The sequence below is a fragment of the Pantoea sp. QMID4 genome (assembly GCF_030270445.1).
GTDB lineage: Bacteria > Pseudomonadota > Gammaproteobacteria > Enterobacterales > Enterobacteriaceae > Pantoea > Pantoea vagans.
In genome coordinates, this window is the sequence record NZ_BSXL01000001.1 from 817,499 (window position 1) to 834,738 (window position 17,240).

A 17,240-nucleotide genomic window follows, 5' to 3' on the forward strand; every position below is an offset into this window, starting at 1 on the left:
AAGTGAATTATAATTTCACTAATGAAACCACTTGAGGTAGTTTAAAAATTTGTAAGGTAGAAAACTTTTGGAAGGATTCTAGTATGGTGCAGCAAGCTATACATGCGTTGTTGACTCATGGGATTTTTTGGTTCGCTGGGAATACTTCACATGGTGATTGGTTATGTAAACAAGTACAAATGCAAGATGTTGACTGTTACTTTGAGCCTGTGGGCTATGAGTTTGAAAACGTACTTTATTTGCATGAGAAGTTTGATCATGATCAGGTGGTCAGCATTGCCGAACGCCGACTTACCGCACGTGCGAAAGGGGTTAAGGAACCAATTTATTGAATAGGATAAGTTGTCAATAGTTAGTTTAATTATTGTAATGACTTGCCTCACAGGGCACATATCGGAAATGTGCCCTGTAAAAAGCATTTAATAAAGATGGCGATTTAAAGGCTGTTCAAGATCACTAATTAGCTTGGATTTGACCTCGCTATAATTTCCACCAGTGAAAGCACCCTTTGCATTTTGGATAATATGTGCGTCAGGCCCATGAATAAGCACCATGAAAATATGATTTGCTTCGCTATTTTTATCTAATTCAGATAACCAAAGCGTATGGTTCACATTCAACTCAGTCATAGTGTCGAAAACCAAGGCGATCATGTCTGCTAGATTCCTATGATCAAATGTTCCATCCTCAGACATTTCCATGGCAATGAGATTCATAAGTTTAGGTGCATTATCAGTATTAGGCAGACCAGAAAGGTAGGATTTGTAAATCGCATCTAACATCATGATGATATTTTCAGTCTCGCAAAATAATCCATTGTTTCTCGCACGAGCGCCGTCTTGATAACAGTTCAAGCAGAAATTATATAGCCTCATTTTCCTCTCCATAGGTATAAGCAATGGCACTCACCGACAAAAAAGAAATGTTCTGTCGCGAGTACCAATGATGAATATCAGTTTTCTTGACGCTCAAAGCGGATATTCACTTTATGCCCTTTGATGGTTGCGCCTTGTTGATGACCTGGCAACATGATACCAGACCAGTAAATTGATTGACCGTTGATCGCCCGCAGGAAGCGAACAGTATATTCATTATTTTTCTTAGTGACCTGAATTGTTAAGAATTGCATCTCATCACCCTGCTGATGAGATGACGTCTGCGGCACGACCAAGCCTAATCCCTGGGTCATAAAACGCGCACCATCAATCGTTACCGCTACCCAAAAGGATTCATTGGGGTCAGCACAATCTCTGACAGTCTGTTTAGGTTCCCCAAAGGCTTCAAACGTAACTGTTGAGCATAAATCGCTATTAGCCAGAGCGGAATAAGAGAAACCTAAGAGGATAAGCGCAAATGCATTGGCGGTAGTTCGTCTGTTCATAATCACCATGAGCGAAAAGAGTTCCATGAATACATCGGCAGTATCTTTATAAACTTGATTGGGAATATTGAAAATGGCATCACCAGATTGGGAGGCCATCGAATCGGCATACCGGGCTGGCTTGATGTCTATCCGCGAAATAGCCTCACAACATGGCATCACTCACGGCGCGATAAACAAGCGTGCAAAACGTGATGGATGGGAGCGAGACCTCAAGGCGAAGATCAAAGCCAAGGCTGATGCGCTGGTATCCAAACGTGAGGTATCCAAACAGGTATCCACTGAAACGGCTACCAACGAACGGATACTGATCGAGGCCAACGCTGAGGTAATCGCCAACGTCCGCATGGAGCATCGTGGTGACATTCGCAGAGCACGTAACATCGCCAGCTCATTGTTTGGTGAGCTCGAAGCGCAGTGCGCTGACGTAGGTGCACTGGAACAGCTTGGCGAACTGATGCTTAGCCCTGACGACAAAGGACAGGACAAGCTCAACGAAATTTACCACAAGGTTATCAGCATGCCTGGCCGGGTGAAGTCGATGAAAGATTTATCTGACACGCTGAAAACTCTGATTGGTCTTGAGCGTCAGGCATATGACATCGACGGCCCGAATGGTGATGAAGCATCGAAGAAACTTTCTGACCTGATGGACGATCTCGCGAAGGGGTGAGCATGAAGCCTGAACATCTCAATCTCTTGCGAGATAAGTTATGGCGCCTGAATCACCTCTACTGGATAACCGATAAAGAAGGTAAGCCGATACGCTTCCAGATGACACCGGAGCAGCTTGAATACTTTGAGGGCATGCATACCCGCAACATCATCCTGAAGGCTCGCCAGCTAGGCTTTACGACCGAAGTCTGCATTATCCAGTTGGATGCGGCTTTGTTCGAAGCAGCCAAATGCGCCCTGATCGCCCACACCCTTAACGATGCCAAGCGCCTTTTCCTAGAGAAGATTAAATATGCCTATGATCGCCTTCCTGATGAGATTAAGGCAGCCAACCCTGCGAGCAACGATGCAGCGGGTGAGCTGGTATTCAGCAAAGGTGGTTCACTCTATATCAGCACGTCTTTCCGTGGCGGTACGCTTCGTTATCTACATGTTTCCGAGTTCGGCAAGATATGCGCTAAATTTCCTGACAAGGCCCGCGAGATTGTTACCGGTGCTTTTGAAGCAGTATCAGGCGATTGTTTCACGACGATTGAAAGCACTGCAGAAGGCCGGGCTGGTTACTTCTTCGATTACTGCCAGTCGGCAGAAAAGGCGCTCATTCAGGGCAAGCAGCTCTCACAGTTAGACTGGAAGTTTTTCTTCTTCTCGTGGTGGAAGAATCCCCTGTATGCAATCGACCCCGTAGAGCCAATACCGCAGCGCCTGAGCGATTATTTCACTGATATTGAGGCAAAGCATGGCGTAATTACCAACGAGCGCCAGAGAGCCTGGTATTACGCCAAAGAGAAAACGCTCGGCGATGACATGAAGCGCGAATATCCGTCAATACCAGCGGAGGCGTTTCAGCAGTCAGTCGAGGGTGCTTATTACGCTAAGCAGTTCCGCAAGCTATACGAGCAGAAGCGTATTGGCACGCTTCCTGACAACTCACACCTGCCGGTTCACACGTTCTGGGATATCGGCGTAGGAGACTCCACGGCCATCTGGTTTGTGCGCATCATTGGCGAGGAATATCACGTCATCGACTACTACGAAAACTCAGGCGAAGGTCTCCGGCACTATATGAAAGTGCTGAAGGATAAAGGCTACGAGTACGCCGCTCACTGGGGGCCGCACGATATCGACAACCGCGAGTTTGGCTCCGATGCGAAATCACGCCGCGAACTAGCCCGCGAAGGTTACGAAATCGACGGGGCGAGATACACGATCACTTTTCAGGTGGTGCCAAAACTCGGTGTTGATAACGGCATTGAGCAGGTGCGTGAAATCCTGCCGAAGTGCGCCTTTGATGAGCATAAGTGTGCTGAGGGCATCATCGCGCTGGAAGGTTACCGCAAAGAGTGGGATGACAAACGCGGGTGCTGGAAAGATAAACGCCGCCACGCGCCATCAGGTATACTTACAGCGATTTGGTTCAGGTCTGGCAGGCAAGGCCGCCAAGTTTGTCCGCAAGGCAATCAGACGCGCCAAAGAGACCGTTAACGAAGGCTTGAGTCATTACGCCACCGCTCGCTATAACCGGCAGATAGAAACGCTCAGGAGTGACCTGAATGCCATCTACGGGGAGATGTCACAGCAGCAGAAGCTTAACCTGGGTGAGTTCGCGCAATACGAATTTACCTTCAACAGCAAACTACTCGGTCAAATCGTAAAAGCCTCCGTGCGTCTCGCTGAGCCTTCGGCGGAGATGATAGCCGCTGCTGTACTGGCTAACCCGCTAGAGCTTGCTATGGGTAAAGGCAGACAGGTTATTAACATTACCGGCGCGCTGTCACAGTTCGGCAGCAAGAAGACAGCGGATATACTCAGTAAGATCGCTATCGGGTCATCGCTCGGTGAGACGCAAAAGCAGATTGTCCGGCGCTTAACGTCGCTGGGCGTGTCTCATGAGGAGCAGGTGGGTTCTCTCGTCAGAACGATGACTAATCACGTAGCCGCCTCTGCCCACTCTGAAACGATGAAATCAAACGATGACATCCTTGAGGGCAAGAAGCGCGTTGCCACGCTGGACGGACGAACAACACCGCTCTGCCGGTCGCTGGACGGCAAAACTGTGCCACTGGATGCCATATCACCGCCGTTTCACTGGGGATGCCGTACGTCGGAGGTTCCTGTGCTGAAGGCCGAGTATCGCCGGGAAATTCCTGGCTCAACGCGACCAGCAATCGGGCCTAATGGCGTTGAGCAGGTCAGTAGTAAGACGACCTATGGGGAATGGCTGGCGAGACAGCCTGCAGCATTTCAGAAAGAGGTGCTAGGTCCGGCGCGCTACGAGCTGTTCAGTAAAGGCGACCTCAGCATTGACCGATTCGTCGATGACAACGGCAAGCAGTACTCTCTCGACCAACTCAGAGATTTAGAGCCCCATGCATTTGAGCTGGCAGGGACTGGCTAGCCGCAGTTTTTCCTTTGCTTATCTATTTCATCAAGAGATAAATGATAAGCCTCATAGGAACCATTTGATGATTTGAGCGCCATCTGAATCGCCTGCTCTTGTTTGGTTGGATCATTGCCAGCCATTACTGCAAAATTTAGAGCCTGCGTGACCTTCATTGCAATTAGAGTCATTGATCCTGGTGTGTAAGCTGTCATATCCATAGCGGCTGCAGCTAGAGGCATAGCGATCTTTCTAAATTCTTTTTCGCTGCTCACATCTAAGATTTCAGGAGAGAAAGAGAAATTAGATAATGCAATCAAAAAGCTACTGTATTTTTCTCTAAGCTGGGCTTCCTGCTGGTCTGCGCGTGCAATACATGAAGTCTTATAAATCATTTTGCTGCTTTGATAATTTCCCAGCCATGTAAAGCTACTTGAAATAATCACACCTAAAAGCGTGAAAATAACAGGCGATGCTGAAGAGGTGAAAAAATTTTTTATTAAGTTAGCCATGATAATCCTATTCAAATATCAATTCTGATAACGAAGTTTCTCTTCCTCTTACAACATAATCAAGCTGGCCGGGCCAGCACACATCCATTCAGGAGAATGTATGACTCTGAAGTATCAGCTTACCGCTGAGGAATTCGCTCAGCTCGACGAAGCCAAACAAGCGCTGTATGTACAGCAGGGTGAGGTATATCTGCTGCAGGTTGATGGCATCCCCCAGGAAGACGTCAGCGGCCTCAAGCGCCAGCGCGACGAGCTTCTGGCAGAGAAGAAAGCCGAGCAGGAGCGCCGCCGCGCAGCAGAAGAGCAGGCGCAACGTGAAGCAGATGAGCGAGCCCGCGCAGAAGGTAACTATCAGCAGTTGTTTGAAAGCTCTCAGGCTGAGCTTGATCGCGAACGTAGCAGCCTCGTCGAACTTCGCCGCTCCATTGAGCAGCGAGACATCAACCTTGCGGCCACTCGCGTAGCTACGGCTATTGCAGATGGCTCTAACGCTGAAATCCTCACCGAGTTTATTGCCCGCCGTCTGAAGGTGGCAGAAGGGCAGGAAGCCTATCATCCTGGACGCCTCAATGCGTTACGCATCTTATCTGGGTAATGCATCCATGATGGCAAATGCGGGCTCTGTTGGGGGATTTAAAGCTCAGCCTGCTAACAGTAAAGCGCTGATAGTTCCACGTAATCTGGTTCGTGTCTATCAGGGAACCGACCCGGCCGGCCCTCCGATGGCTTATGTCAGCAGTCTTTCATTCAGCGGAAGCTCGCTTATTTATAATGCCAAATACAGAAGCCCGGATGGCAATACTCCACCTGCTGTAGAGGCGGGATTTGCAGACGTGTTTTCAGTCTCCTATGCAGCCAACCCTGCAGTTGAGTATGGAGTCAGAATTACGAACGGCTCAAATTTCATGGAAGTTGGCGATGTATCGTACCTTGGATTTGTAACCTACAGGGCAGTGATAAATATAAACGGATCGTGGAGCATTCCATCAGATGTGGTGAACCTTGGAAACTATATAGTTTTCGCCAGATGGTCTAATACGGATAACCCCCTTTATCTCGACAGAGGCACAAACTCTATAAAGTCATATAACGCTTTTGGCAGTACCGAAGGCTCAAAGGAAGGGGGAAAAGTAAACAGCGTTCAGGTGGTGGTTGTGTCTTGTGGTTTTTCTCCATCGCTGCCGGTCTCTGGTTATGGAATGGTTATACGCAATGCATCGAATCAGGTCACCTATTCCAGCAAATACCCACCCGTTATGTGGACTGATGCTTATTACGATATCGGAGGGTATGAGAACTTTGATGGGTCCACCGGCGAGGTTCAATCCTGGGTAAATCCAACCGGTTCAGTTTCACAGCCCATGGTGCCTTTATGCAGCCTTGGCACTCAGAGAGGCGATTACAGTCGGAACAATAATAACTACACGTTCCGTATATGCCTTGAGTCCGGACTGAAGATGAACGGCAATGCTGTTACGACTGCCAGAGCTAAATCGACAGGCCGGGAGATTGCGGTATACGAATATCCAAAGGCCATTCAGGCGTCCTGCCAGCTCCCGTGTATCGACGCCAGCTATTACTTCTGAACAAACACACAATCCAATGAACCCGGCCACCGTGCCGGGTTTTTTATTGCCCGGAGAAAGCTATGCCAGCAGGCACTATTGCATTAACCAATAACTCAACAGCTGTGACAGGCTCAGGTACAAGCTTCACAACTGAGCTTAAAGCGAACGATTTTATCGTGGCGATTGTAGGTGGTGTTACCTATACGCTCGGTGTGCAGTCAGTTAACTCTGCTACCGGCGTTACCCTCATCACGGCTTACAATGGCCCAGCAGCATCAGGTGTTGCCTGGACTGCCGTTCCCAATGCGGCACTGGTTGGAATTACAGCTCAGGTGGCTGCCGACGTAGCAAAAGCCATTCGCGGACTAAACCTTGATAAAGTCAACTGGCAGCAGATTTTTACCGGTACCGGTAATGTAACTGTGAATCTTCCGGACGGTAGCAGCTGGACCGGTCCGGCGTGGGGAAATGCCCTTAGCAAAACAAATAACCTCAAAGATGTGTCAGACGTCGCATCTGCCAGGAGCAATCTTGGATTGGCTTATGGAACGACTGCAGGCACAGTTGCACAAGGCAATGACAGCAGACTAACAACTGTCAACGCGAAGAGCGGGGGTACCATCACCTCCGGTATCACAGTTAAAGGTGGGGTTAGTACAAGCGGTGGTGGTATTTTTGTAGACGGTAAAGCCTCGGATACCTCAGGGAACGTCACCAACACTATAATCATGGACGCTGCTGATGCTAACTTTGTCGGATATATTCAATACTTCCTGCAGGCTGGCTCCTATCACAGCCTTCGTTTCGTTCAAAACAATACGGCAACGTTTACTGCCAGAAGCAATGGTGCTTGTTATGCCGCGTCATTTAACCCGACATCAGACTCACGTTTGAAACTAAACAAGGAAAAGATTAAAGACGCACTAGCGAAAGTTTTGACGCTTTCAGGTTATACCTTTGATCTGTTCGGGGAAAGGAGGGCGGGTGGTCTGGCCCAAGAGATTCGTGAAGTCCTGCCAGAAGTTGTTACTGAAACATTCATTGATCATGAATTGCCTGATGGAACGATGGTCGAAAATGGCCTTGCAGTCGATTATGGAGCCACGTTTGGTCTAATGGTTGAGGCGGTCAAAGAGCTTAACGGCAAACTGGTGCAGAGAGATGCGCTGATTGATGAAATGCTAAAAAGACTCAACGCTCTTGACGGCCTTGACGCATAAAAAAAGCCCGGCGACCGGGCAAGACTCAGCCGCTCCTGTCTGAGCAGGCTACGGAGTGGGTAAGGTAAGGGTAGTCGCTGGGGGATTGAGGCACAAAAAACCCGGCTCGGTGGCCGGGTAAACTCTAATTCTGAGAAAAATAAAATCCACTAGACTTTCCAGAAATGCACTTCAAAAAATCATCTTCGATTTTTTGCTGCGACTCCCGATCTAGAAGGTTTTTTTTAGAGTAAGGCTCTGCACGAGCTTGAGCACTCCTCTTGGGTATTTTGTTTCTCAGAATTTTCTTCATAATATCAGTTGCCCTTCAATATCATATAGATATCAGAGTTTTTAGTTTTAGATTTGCAGTTGGAATTGTCTTTCCTTTTGGTTCCATCTGTTTTTTCTTTAAACATCTCACATGCTGTGGATTGTTTGTCAACCTTCAATACCATTTTAGCGTCATCTAGTGTTTTTGACCAGGTATAATGTGTGGCAGTGTCTTCAAATCGCCAGTCTAAACATACGTTATCAATTGTGGAGAGCTCGTTTAAAACATCTAAAGCAGACTGGTATCTATCTGATGGCTTAACAGAAAGGCACTTGTTTATTATTGTTTTCAATGGTTTAGGTATATGACTCTGATAGAGTTTCTTCGGGAAATTACCAGATTTTATTTTTGTTATGCTATTGGATGGGTCTGCTAATAGTTCTGTAACTTCTTCAGAGAACTGCTTAGCTCCAACTGCCATTCGATACATGGTAATTCCAGCCTGATAAATATCATACGTCAAATTAAATTGCTTTGTAGTAAATGCCTCAGGTGGCATATGTATTCCATAATGCTTTCCTTGTGAGGCGAACCCGCTAGGATCAATTTTTTGAGCCAAACCAAAGTCAGATAGCATAGCTTCATCTCTATCTGAAAGCATTATGTTATTTGGCTTTATATCAAAGTGCATCAAGGATTTTGAATGTATATGGTGAAGTCCACTTAAAAAGTTTATTGAGTATCTTATGATTTCACGCGGAGTAATATTGGTTTTATTTAACTTGTCATTAATGGTTCCATTTGCATAGAAAGGCATGCAAACATAAATCTTATCAGAGTCTTGGCATGCGTAGTTGATTGCCGCAATGTTGGGGTGCCTGCTTGCATACAAAACCTGCGCCTCTTGAAAATAATCAGCTATTTTTATTGTTGATTTCAAAACTTCTTTAATTGCCACTTCAGCATTTAGATGCTCATCTTTCGCAAGATAGACACGTGAGTTTTGTCCCGCCTGCCCAATATCTTTCAAATAAGTAAAGCTAACATCCGCTTTCTTTAGAAGACCAATCATTTACTTGCCTCCGCTGCTAAAGCTGACAGAATTGCTTCATTAGTAGCTTGGCTATAACTACTTGTATCAAAACCACTGACTTCAAGTTCGCCGCTAATTGCACGGTCATATTCTTTAGAAGTTATACCAATACGGCTATATATGCCTTGTTTTCTTAATGTAAAATATTTTTTCACATTACTGCTTGAAAGTGCCTCCTGAATAACACCTTCAATATAAAGTCTTTCTATGCTTTGTTTTTGAGCGTTAGCCTCACACACCCGAATTGCTGCCAATGAAACATCATATTCTCTTAAAATATCTAATATATTATTTCGTATGTATTTCAACCTTTCTGGAATGCTAAGGGTTTGAGGTATGTTGATTACGTCGGCACATTTTAAATCTTTATCTACGCTACAGTAGACAATAAAAGAGGCGACTTTTGGTGCAGCTCTTACTCCTAATATTCTCATAATTAACCTTTAATATTCCCTTGGTAAACTATGTACGTTCCGATCTGTGCCGGATACGCGCTTTGTTTGTATCATCAGCATTTGTCGCAAGGCTTAAGGCCGCATCTATGCGCTCTCACCCAAGCTGCGACCTCACCCAAACGTCTCTTCCGTCCACTGAGCTTTAAACCAGCCGCATCTTTGTCTCGATCGCTACACCTAGCACCTTAAAGTTACCGTTCATCGGCCACAGCTTCCTACTGATTATCTCTTCGGTACAGCGCCCATTCTTCTATACGTTCTCCGCTCGGTAGGGTACAGTAACCTGACTCACCATCTGGGCCTTTGACTTTGTCCAGTTTGCCACCGATTTTTTCGCAGTACACTGCGGCAGAGTTAGCCATGCCAATCTGTTTGGGTTTGTCGTTCTGTGTCGAGCAGGCTACCAATAATACAGTGGAAGCAATCAGGTTAAAAACCTTCATAACGTGCCTTGAGCTCAAAGTCCAAACGATTTTGCTAATCTTAACCTGAGATTAAGCCTCCCAGCTAGTGTGGGTTTATATATAACTTGCTATGGGTTTAGCAGGCTTTGGGGTGGGAAATTTGAGGTAGTCACTCGCGACTGAAGACGCCAGCCTAAAAATCAAGCACTCTCAACAGCTTTACAAATATGTGCACCGCTCCGCCTTGATCAAATCCACTGATCGATATTGCTGTTTATCCATACAGTATTTGTCAGGGGGGATTTTGCATGGCGAGAGAAAGTGACATACAGGCGGCATTCATGGCTGCCATGAGGAGAGAGCCAGGTCTGGGCATCATCGTCACGACTCAGGAGTTTGTGCGACAGCTGGAATTGGTTAACTGGCATTTCAGCCTGCGAGAGGCAAACCAGTGGGTTAAGGCCAACACAGTGACGTTCCGCGATGCATCGACACAGGAGGGTGAGGCTAAGACATACAAGCAGTTCAACCCGAACGGGGGACTCTGATATGGGCTTCCCATCACCGGCATCGGACTATGTTGAAACGCGCATCAACCTGAACAAAATCTTAATGCCTCATCCGACCCATATGTTCATGATTGAGACACCGGTCGGATTCGCTATCGTCGACAGGGCGGTCCAGGGTAAATCGGGCGATAAAGTGGCATTCAAGTTCGGTGATTATTCTCAGCTGGGAAGATTATTTAGAACAGGGATCATCACGCAGGACGGCGAGACGATCGACGGGGAGGGGCTGGAAGGCATCATTGTGCTGGGGAAGGTGACGGCCAAGGTGATTTCAGTGTATGAGCCACTCCGGCCGATAATTTAGCAGTAACGAAAATTTCCCGAACCTCAAACGAAATAACTTGCAAGCGTTTGATCTTAAACGGGTGCATTGGTAAGTATTTCAACCATTAAAAGGGGTGCTTTTGTTATTCAACCCACTGTTAAATAACAGGAAAACCCCTGTGTATCGCAAACAGGAATCGTATTCGGTCTTTTTTTGGTTGGCTGAAGCTGAAGCCAGGATTTGAATCAACTCATCAGAATTATTATTTACCAAAGATAGCGGGATTTACCGAAACCTCAGTACACTCATCCATGTATGAAAATACATTAACCCTTTCAAAGACTTTCTGTGTCTCAGCCTATGACATGCTCACGTTGTTTTTCATCGAAAATCAGTATCGACTTGGTGACGTTGTCCGGGAAACAACGATTTTAGGTGCTTGTTCCGCCTGCCTCGCTCCGAAAAAAGGGAGCAATAATTACAGAACGCTAAAATCAATATTAGTCATGTGCTTAATTGGCAGTCATTGTAAGTGAAGCCAATTACAGCTAATACCAGACTTCATTTGTTCTTTGAGTTTGCTCTTGTCTGATAGATTTTTTTGGAAACGGATACGGTGATAACAGCCAGAAAGATCGAAAAAAATCCTAAAAAAATCATTAATGAAAGCAATGGGTTCAGCATTCCTCCTAAGCTTGTAAAATCACTCAGACTTGCCAGCTGTTCAGGTGTCGTTAGTCGAAGGGTAATCTCCGGTATAATTAGAAAAAAAATAATAACAACAGGGACATAAATCAACATTTTTTTTGCTTTACTCATCTTCTTTCTTGCCCTTAAAGGTGAACATGATCAAAAATTGGTTAAATGATACAACATGGACCTAAATAATGTCACAAACCTATTTGCAATTGAAGATGCAGGCTAATAAGCAGCTAGCGGTAGTTCTTACAAATTCTCTTAATGACATCCATGCAGACCATATATCTACAATTGAAAAATTCAGATTAGGTAGTCAAAGGCTTATGAATTATGGTTCATGTTTCGTTGCCGATGAATATTATCGCAGTTCATGCCGTGATACGTGGAGAGAGGACAAAAGGTTAGTTCTCGCTTTGGGTGAAATATATGCAAGGGGTGACGTTAGTCTTGATATGGTTGAAATTTATTTTCGTAAAACTTTAACAAAACTCGGGCCTCAAAAAAGTAGTGATCTTGTGTCTCGGATCCAGCAATTGATCGGCAAAGCAGCAGAACATGCTTCAACCAAAGCTAACAAGCTTTCCCTGTCACTGACTCTCGCTAATTTAATTCTTGAAAGTGGCGATTTCAAAAAAAAACATATCCAAATCGTTAACTCCTTCTCTACATGGTTTGTGAATGGGGCTACGCTGTATGCTAATGCACAAATTGCCGCAGCTGCAGCTAACAGGCTGAAGTTTCAGGATCCTTCTTACTATCATTCCTTGTGTCAGGAAAATATCGAAATGCTTTACTTTCTGATTGAGCCTCAAATGAGCCAGATAATTTATCAGATAAATTCAGGGGATAATAATGAAGAAAAAATCGCAGATGCTTTATATGAGATATTGAATAAATGAAGCGTGTACTTTTATGGCTAGTACAGTCTTTTTTCTATTTAATACCTTTTGCTGTCATTATGGCAGGTTTGTACATTTTTATCCGGTTTATTCCAGAGCATGCAGGGCTTCTTAGCATATCATGGGTAGCTATCGTTTCTTATGTGTATATTAAATACAATAGATGGTATTAGCTCGATCCGGAAATATTTAAATGTTCTATTCAAATCATTAGCGATTAAAGTGAGAGAAGAGTAACACCCTTAAAAGGAGACCTGGTTTATATGTAGTGATTATATCAACTTGTCGTCACTGATTGAGGCTAAGAAAGCGTATCCGTTTATCTGACTAACGATCAGTGGCGTGCTCAAAAATCAATCACTGCTCCACTATTTTTGTCATTATCTTAGGTCCAGTTAATGCTCATTGACGCTTTCACCTTACTGACAGCATAATCGATCCTTTCCCGATAGCAGGTCATCCCCAAAATTGACCTCAATCAACCCTCCCCAACATCCTCCCCAAACCCCTTCTAACGTTTACCCACCGTATAAAAACCGGGACGTAACCTGCCCCAGTGATATTTAACCAGGGTCAGTTATGTTCATAAAAAAAGTTATTCCTTATGTGATTCTAGCGCTGGCAAGTGCCGCAATGTCAGGTTGTGTGATGGCTGATGGTGGTCATCACCGTGGCCCATCTTCTGACTGGCATCGTCATCATGAAAGCCAGCATAACAACACCAGCTGGAGCCATCACGCCGGGCCGGCTGCGCCCGCAAACAACGCTTCTCAGCATATGGGACCACCGCCAGCGCCGGATAGTGCCGCTCAGCATATGGGGCCGCCACCCGCTGACAGTGGCATCCACCGCTGGCACTCTTAAGAGACGTTTGAGCAATCAGTACGAAATCTTCTGAAGCGACTGGGGCTTAATCGCCCCTTTTAACGGGCAATATTCACCTGACCAAATTGTTCAGTAAGCGCGCTTCATCTCTACCCGACAGAGAACGTAAGCCTGACGAAGCGTTGCCGCTAAACACAATCCCTAAAAAACCGACCCCACTCGCAAAAGTCACAACAACTCTCGCAGCAAGCACCCAAAGCTTACCTGTCATCTTGTCATCATCTCCGTTTGGCTTATTCTTAATCTCCAGTCAAAAGGAGGAATGTTTATGAAAGCGGCAATTGCTAATAGTGAACACCAGGTTGAAGTGGTTGAGAAGACGCTGCGTCCTCTCAAAACCGGCGAAGCGCGGCTCAGGATGGAATGCTGTGGTGTATGCCATACCGATTTGCATGTGAAGAACGGTGATTTTGGTGACAAGACCGGCGTCACGCTGGGTCATGAAGGGATCGGCATCGTTGAGGAGGTCGCGCCGGATGTCACCTCGCTCAAGCCGGGCGATCGCGCCAGCGTCGCCTGGTTCTTCAAGGGCTGCGGGCACTGTGAATATTGTAATTCCGGTAACGAAACGCTCTGCAGAGACGTCATCAATGCCGGTTATACCGCCGATGGCGGTATGGCTGAAGAGTGTATTGTTGTTGCTGACTACTCGGTTAAAGTTCCCGATGGGCTCGATCCTTTCGCCGCCAGTAGCGTCACCTGCGCCGGTGTCACTACGTACAAAGCGGTAAAAGTATCAGAGGTTAAACCGGGGCAGTGGCTGGCAATTTATGGCCTTGGCGGGCTGGGTAATCTCGCTCTGCAATATGCGAAAAACGTCTTTAACGCCAAAGTGATTGCGATTGATGTCAGTGACGGACAGCTGGCGCTGGCGAAGGAGATGGGTGCCGATCTGGTCGTCAACTCTGCCAGCGAAGATGCGGCACGCTTTATTCAGGAGAAAACCGGTGGGGCACATGCTGCTGTGGTTACAGCCGTCGCCAAAGCGGCCTTTAACTCGGCGGTGGATGCAGTCAGAGCAGGTGGCCGTGTTGTTGCGATTGGACTGCCACCGGAAGCGATGAGCCTGAATATCCCGCGACTGGTGCTTGATGGCATTCAGGTGGTGGGATCGCTGGTCGGAACGCGCAACGATCTGGCGGAAGCTTTTCAGTTTGCGGCAGAAGGCAAGGTGGTACCTAGGGTAACTAAAAGGAAGATTGGTGAGGTCAATGCCATCTTCGATGAGATGATTCAGGGCAAAATCCGCGGCAGGATGGTGATCGACTTTACCGGTCAGTCTGCCAGTTAGGACCCAACTGAGCGTCACTAAGGCCCGCAAATTGCGGGCTTTTTTTATGCCTGCAGCGCCCACCCCTGCCACGTGAAAGCCTTAACGCGTATTCTCCACAAACATTAATAAGCCAGGCTTTATGTTTCATTGTGTGATTTTCACTTGCACTTTACCGGTAACATTATAGTTTATGAGGTGAGGTCTTGATTACACACAACTGAAGGAGGGTTATTTATGGCGAAGCATCACTTAATTAAATCCATTGAAATTGCTGCAATAGTACTGTTTGTCCTGATACTGGCGTATCTGGCCGTGACCGGCCTGATGTCATCTATGGGCATGGATCACGCCTGGCCTTATCCCACTAAATAACTGAGTGCCGCACCAGGGAAACTATAAGTAATATAAATAGAAAACGACCCTCACACAGGGCAAAAAAACCCCGCTAGCGCGAGGTTAATCAGAGATTACACCAGACTTACCGACAACAGCGTCAGCTCTTCAGTTTCCAGTGACAGGCTTTTTTTGGTTTCAAACATAAAGGCTTCGAGCGCCTCCTCAACATTGTCACCCTCAATAAAGGCGTGCGTCGTGACATGATTTTCACCTTTTGGTTTAATCACGTAGGAAACAAACCACTTCTTCTTTTCCATGATACTTTTCCTCTTCTGAAAAGGGTGATGCCGCGTAGCAGCCATGACTGGACAAGCTGCTTTTCCGCCGGGCCCTGAGTGGAACATGCCGTTAAAGACAGCGTGGCCGACAAAGACTAATCCAGCGGGGCAGGATGCAGCAGGTCAATCACGTCATCGATTTCATTGCTGGCTGCATGGCGATCCAGGGCAACCGCATAGTAGCGTCCCTTGCAGTAGTGCTTTGTAACCGCCACCCGATGGCCGGTATCGCTGTCAGCTTCATCGCCGCTCAGGGTCTGAAGATGGGGGGGGGTTACCAGCTCACTTTCACGTTGATCTGCTTCAATGATCACCGCGTCACCGTCACTGGATAGCAGCAGATGCTGAATGCTCATGTTCTCTCCTCAGCGTCAGATTGCTAACCGGGAAAGTGTAGTTCACCTAAACAGGCGTGCTGGCGACGGCGCTTAATCAATGCCTGTGCAGGGCTGATAAAGTCTAAGCAGATTTAATCTGACCGCAATTAATTTGCTCATCGCGCAGGGAACAGGGTCAGAAGAGGAAAGCGTCCCGTCGCCCGGATCAAAATGCCGGGAGCATTTTTGAACAATGCAACGCGTTAGCCCGTTTGCGGGCACACCTCAGAGATGAGGTGTGTAATCGGGCGGGCCGGGCGTGTCATGGACTGGCCTGAGCGTCTTTCCAATCTGTCCCTGTTTACTGAGCAGGCTCGTTTTCACAGCCAGTTGCGCTTTTGCTGGAAAAAAAGCCCCGTCAGGGGCTTTTAAGAAATGAATGGCCTGCAATTTAGCTGGTCTGATCGGCCTGCTTCGGCTTTAGCACGTGCTTACCCATCTGAATGCCAGGCTTCTCAACATACTTATAGAGTAAAGAGGCCAGGGCATACGTCACCGGGATAGCGGAAACACAGACGATCAGGAAACGTGTCATATCGCTCTTATACTCAATGTCGGTGTGAGTGAGCAGCAGGGCAATCAGCGGGATCACAATCAGCAGGTGCAGCAGGTAGACCGAGAACGAGACGTCGCCCAGCCACGTGCTGAGTCGGTTGTTCAGCAGTTTACGCGGCAGAGCAATCAGCTTAACCATCATGCTGCCCTGCGGGTATTGCCACAGAATCGCCGCCATACCGACGATCATCAGCGCCTCCATAATCACCTGCAGCTTAATCGCGTCCATGCCAATTGCTACGGTGACGACCGGGCCGAGCAGCGCAAAGGCCACATAGAGCAGGGATTTACGGCGAATTGCTTCGGCCAGCAGCATCCCTGCCAGGAACATGTTCAGCTTAATCAGGATCATCGAAGGCATCTCAAACGCCTCATAATAATCGGCGAGCACATAGCGACCAGCGCAGCAAAGCGCCATGATGCCAATAAGCGAGGCGGCATAACCAAAGCGCAGCGTGACCAGCATGATGAACGGAAACAGCAGATAGAACTGCATCTCCAGCCCGATGCTCCAGTCTGGTAGCACGGTGTTAAACCCATACTCGGGCAGCATGCCGAACAGGAAGCTAAAGTGAGTCAGGATGTTTGCCAGCGACTGGTCGTTGTAACGCGACGACTCCGTGGCGGTGCCGGAATAGAAATGCGCAATGGTGTCACGCATCTCACCAAACCACGGGCCATAAATCAGGGCGATGATTAACAGCAGATAGTAGAGCGGGGCGATACGGAAGAAGCGGCGGACCCAGAACTTCTTAATCGTCTCCGCGCTCTGCCATGGCTCTTTCTGCTGGCGCTCGACGTAGTTTTTCGCCATCAGATAACCCGATAACAGAATAAACAGGTCGACCCCGATGCCCGGTGATGAAATCAGCGTAATGTGGCAGTGAACCAGTAAGCTGATATGGCCAACCAGAACCCAGAGAGAGGCAATGCCGCGTAATCCTTCCAGCTCTGTTGACCAACCTCGTGTTGCAGACATAACTTTTCCTCGTTTTTATCCGGCTTTTGGCGCTCACTAAGCCTTAAGGCAAAAGATATGTAAACGGCCCTTTACAAAAGTAAGAGAATTCCGAGCACAGGAAAGAGTGAAAAATCAACCGGGA

The 17,240-nt window shown here is 47.1% G+C and carries 23 protein-coding genes; 13 read left to right on the top strand and 10 right to left on the bottom strand.

Going from position 1 to position 17,240, the window contains the following annotated elements; all coding sequences use genetic code 11:
* The first annotated feature begins 83 nt into the window (after positions 1–83).
* Complete coding sequence (locus tag QSK07_RS03720; protein WP_285720477.1) at positions 84–332, top strand: hypothetical protein; 249 nt, start codon at positions 84–86, stop codon at positions 330–332.
* Between the two features lie 87 nt (positions 333–419).
* Here the strand turns inward: QSK07_RS03720 and QSK07_RS03725 are convergent, their stop codons facing one another.
* Complete coding sequence (locus QSK07_RS03725; RefSeq protein WP_285720478.1) at positions 420–875, bottom strand: hypothetical protein; 456 nt, start codon at positions 873–875, stop codon at positions 420–422.
* Positions 876–952: 77 nt separating this feature from the next.
* The gene (locus QSK07_RS03730) at positions 953–1,480 is read right to left on the bottom strand and encodes a hypothetical protein (protein ID WP_285720479.1); all 528 of its coding nucleotides are present in this window, start codon (positions 1,478–1,480) and stop codon (positions 953–955) included.
* On the opposite strand from QSK07_RS03730, the gene QSK07_RS03735 reads away from it, so the two are divergent.
* From QSK07_RS03735 to QSK07_RS03745, 3 genes are read left to right on the top strand one after another with little or no spacing between them, the layout of a single operon-like run.
* Entirely contained in the window at positions 1,455–2,054 is a 600-nt protein-coding gene (locus QSK07_RS03735; protein WP_285720480.1) for a hypothetical protein, read from the top strand. The two genes, QSK07_RS03730 and QSK07_RS03735, sit on opposite strands and share 26 nt — an antisense overlap.
* A gap of 2 nt (positions 2,055–2,056) precedes the next feature.
* Positions 2,057–3,541, top strand: coding sequence for a terminase large subunit (locus tag QSK07_RS03740; RefSeq protein WP_352230952.1), 1,485 nt, complete (start codon positions 2,057–2,059; stop codon positions 3,539–3,541).
* A 7-nt stretch (positions 3,542–3,548) separates the two neighbouring features.
* Positions 3,549–4,454 (top strand): minor capsid protein, encoded by a 906-nt coding sequence (locus QSK07_RS03745; protein ID WP_285720481.1) that lies wholly within the window; start codon positions 3,549–3,551, stop codon positions 4,452–4,454.
* On the opposite strand, the gene QSK07_RS03750 is transcribed toward QSK07_RS03745, so the two are convergent.
* The gene (locus tag QSK07_RS03750) at positions 4,451–4,948 is read right to left on the bottom strand and encodes a hypothetical protein (RefSeq protein WP_285720482.1); all 498 of its coding nucleotides are present in this window, start codon (positions 4,946–4,948) and stop codon (positions 4,451–4,453) included. The genes QSK07_RS03745 and QSK07_RS03750 overlap by 4 nt on opposite strands.
* A 100-nt stretch (positions 4,949–5,048) precedes the next feature.
* Here QSK07_RS03750 and QSK07_RS03755 point away from each other — a divergent pair, with 100 nt between their 5' ends.
* The 3 genes from QSK07_RS03755 (at position 5,049) to QSK07_RS03765 (ending at position 7,736) form a co-directional block, all read left to right on the top strand.
* Entirely contained in the window at positions 5,049–5,543 is a 495-nt protein-coding gene (locus QSK07_RS03755; protein WP_285720483.1) for a F0F1 ATP synthase subunit B family protein, read from the top strand.
* Entirely contained in the window at positions 5,518–6,534 is a 1,017-nt protein-coding gene (locus QSK07_RS03760; protein ID WP_285720484.1) for a DUF6453 family protein, read from the top strand. The genes QSK07_RS03755 and QSK07_RS03760 overlap by 26 nt, the downstream gene beginning before the upstream one ends.
* Before the next feature lie 62 nt (positions 6,535–6,596).
* Positions 6,597–7,736, top strand: a complete 1,140-nt coding sequence (locus tag QSK07_RS03765; protein WP_285720485.1) for a tail fiber domain-containing protein — start codon at positions 6,597–6,599, stop codon at positions 7,734–7,736.
* 296 nt (positions 7,737–8,032) lie between these two features.
* Here the strand turns inward: QSK07_RS03765 and QSK07_RS03770 are convergent, their stop codons facing one another.
* The 3 genes from QSK07_RS03770 to QSK07_RS03780 form a co-directional block, all read right to left on the bottom strand.
* Entirely contained in the window at positions 8,033–9,061 is a 1,029-nt protein-coding gene (locus tag QSK07_RS03770) for a serine/threonine-protein kinase (RefSeq protein ID WP_285720486.1), read from the bottom strand.
* The gene (locus QSK07_RS03775; protein ID WP_285720487.1) at positions 9,058–9,516 is read right to left on the bottom strand and encodes a RuvC family protein; all 459 of its coding nucleotides are present in this window, start codon (positions 9,514–9,516) and stop codon (positions 9,058–9,060) included. The genes QSK07_RS03770 and QSK07_RS03775 overlap by 4 nt, the downstream gene beginning before the upstream one ends.
* A gap of 236 nt (positions 9,517–9,752) precedes the next feature.
* The gene (locus QSK07_RS03780; RefSeq protein WP_285720488.1) at positions 9,753–9,980 is read right to left on the bottom strand and encodes a putative hemolysin; all 228 of its coding nucleotides are present in this window, start codon (positions 9,978–9,980) and stop codon (positions 9,753–9,755) included.
* A gap of 269 nt (positions 9,981–10,249) precedes the next feature.
* On the opposite strand from QSK07_RS03780, the gene QSK07_RS03785 reads away from it, so the two are divergent.
* Positions 10,250–10,489 carry a DNA polymerase V gene (locus tag QSK07_RS03785; RefSeq protein ID WP_285720489.1) on the top strand — a complete coding sequence of 80 codons (240 nt, stop codon included), beginning with the start codon at positions 10,250–10,252 and terminating at the stop codon, positions 10,487–10,489.
* Between the two features lies 1 nt (position 10,490).
* Positions 10,491–10,814, top strand: coding sequence for a S24/S26 family peptidase (locus tag QSK07_RS03790; RefSeq protein ID WP_285720490.1), 324 nt, complete (start codon positions 10,491–10,493; stop codon positions 10,812–10,814).
* A gap of 522 nt (positions 10,815–11,336) precedes the next feature.
* On the opposite strand, the gene QSK07_RS03795 is transcribed toward QSK07_RS03790, so the two are convergent.
* Positions 11,337–11,594 (bottom strand): hypothetical protein, encoded by a 258-nt coding sequence (locus QSK07_RS03795; RefSeq protein ID WP_230299992.1) that lies wholly within the window; start codon positions 11,592–11,594, stop codon positions 11,337–11,339.
* 68 nt (positions 11,595–11,662) lie between these two features.
* Here QSK07_RS03795 and QSK07_RS03800 point away from each other — a divergent pair, with 68 nt between their 5' ends.
* The 4 genes from QSK07_RS03800 (at position 11,663) to QSK07_RS03815 (ending at position 14,903) form a co-directional block, all read left to right on the top strand.
* Positions 11,663–12,373 carry a hypothetical protein gene (locus tag QSK07_RS03800; RefSeq protein WP_195858010.1) on the top strand — a complete coding sequence of 237 codons (711 nt, stop codon included), beginning with the start codon at positions 11,663–11,665 and terminating at the stop codon, positions 12,371–12,373.
* Positions 12,374–12,952: 579 nt separating this feature from the next.
* Positions 12,953–13,237: a hypothetical protein gene (locus QSK07_RS03805; RefSeq protein WP_285720491.1), complete on the top strand. Its 285-nt coding sequence runs from the start codon at positions 12,953–12,955 to the stop codon at positions 13,235–13,237.
* 289 nt (positions 13,238–13,526) lie between these two features.
* Entirely contained in the window at positions 13,527–14,549 is a 1,023-nt protein-coding gene (gene adhP, locus QSK07_RS03810; protein WP_285720492.1) for an alcohol dehydrogenase AdhP, read from the top strand.
* 216 nt (positions 14,550–14,765) lie between these two features.
* Positions 14,766–14,903: a hypothetical protein gene (locus tag QSK07_RS03815; RefSeq protein ID WP_285720493.1), complete on the top strand. Its 138-nt coding sequence runs from the start codon at positions 14,766–14,768 to the stop codon at positions 14,901–14,903.
* Positions 14,904–14,998: 95 nt separating this feature from the next.
* Here QSK07_RS03815 and QSK07_RS03820 read toward each other — a convergent pair whose 3' ends face one another.
* The 3 genes from QSK07_RS03820 to QSK07_RS03830 all read right to left on the bottom strand — a co-directional run bounded on the left by QSK07_RS03820 (position 14,999) and on the right by QSK07_RS03830 (position 17,116).
* Positions 14,999–15,184, bottom strand: coding sequence for a hypothetical protein (locus QSK07_RS03820; RefSeq protein ID WP_013358127.1), 186 nt, complete (start codon positions 15,182–15,184; stop codon positions 14,999–15,001).
* A 116-nt stretch (positions 15,185–15,300) separates the two neighbouring features.
* Positions 15,301–15,561 (bottom strand): hypothetical protein, encoded by a 261-nt coding sequence (locus QSK07_RS03825; RefSeq protein WP_285720494.1) that lies wholly within the window; start codon positions 15,559–15,561, stop codon positions 15,301–15,303.
* A 412-nt stretch (positions 15,562–15,973) separates the two neighbouring features.
* Positions 15,974–17,116, bottom strand: coding sequence for an acyltransferase family protein (locus QSK07_RS03830; protein WP_098050304.1), 1,143 nt, complete (start codon positions 17,114–17,116; stop codon positions 15,974–15,976).
* Between the last annotated feature and the right edge of the window lie 124 nt (positions 17,117–17,240).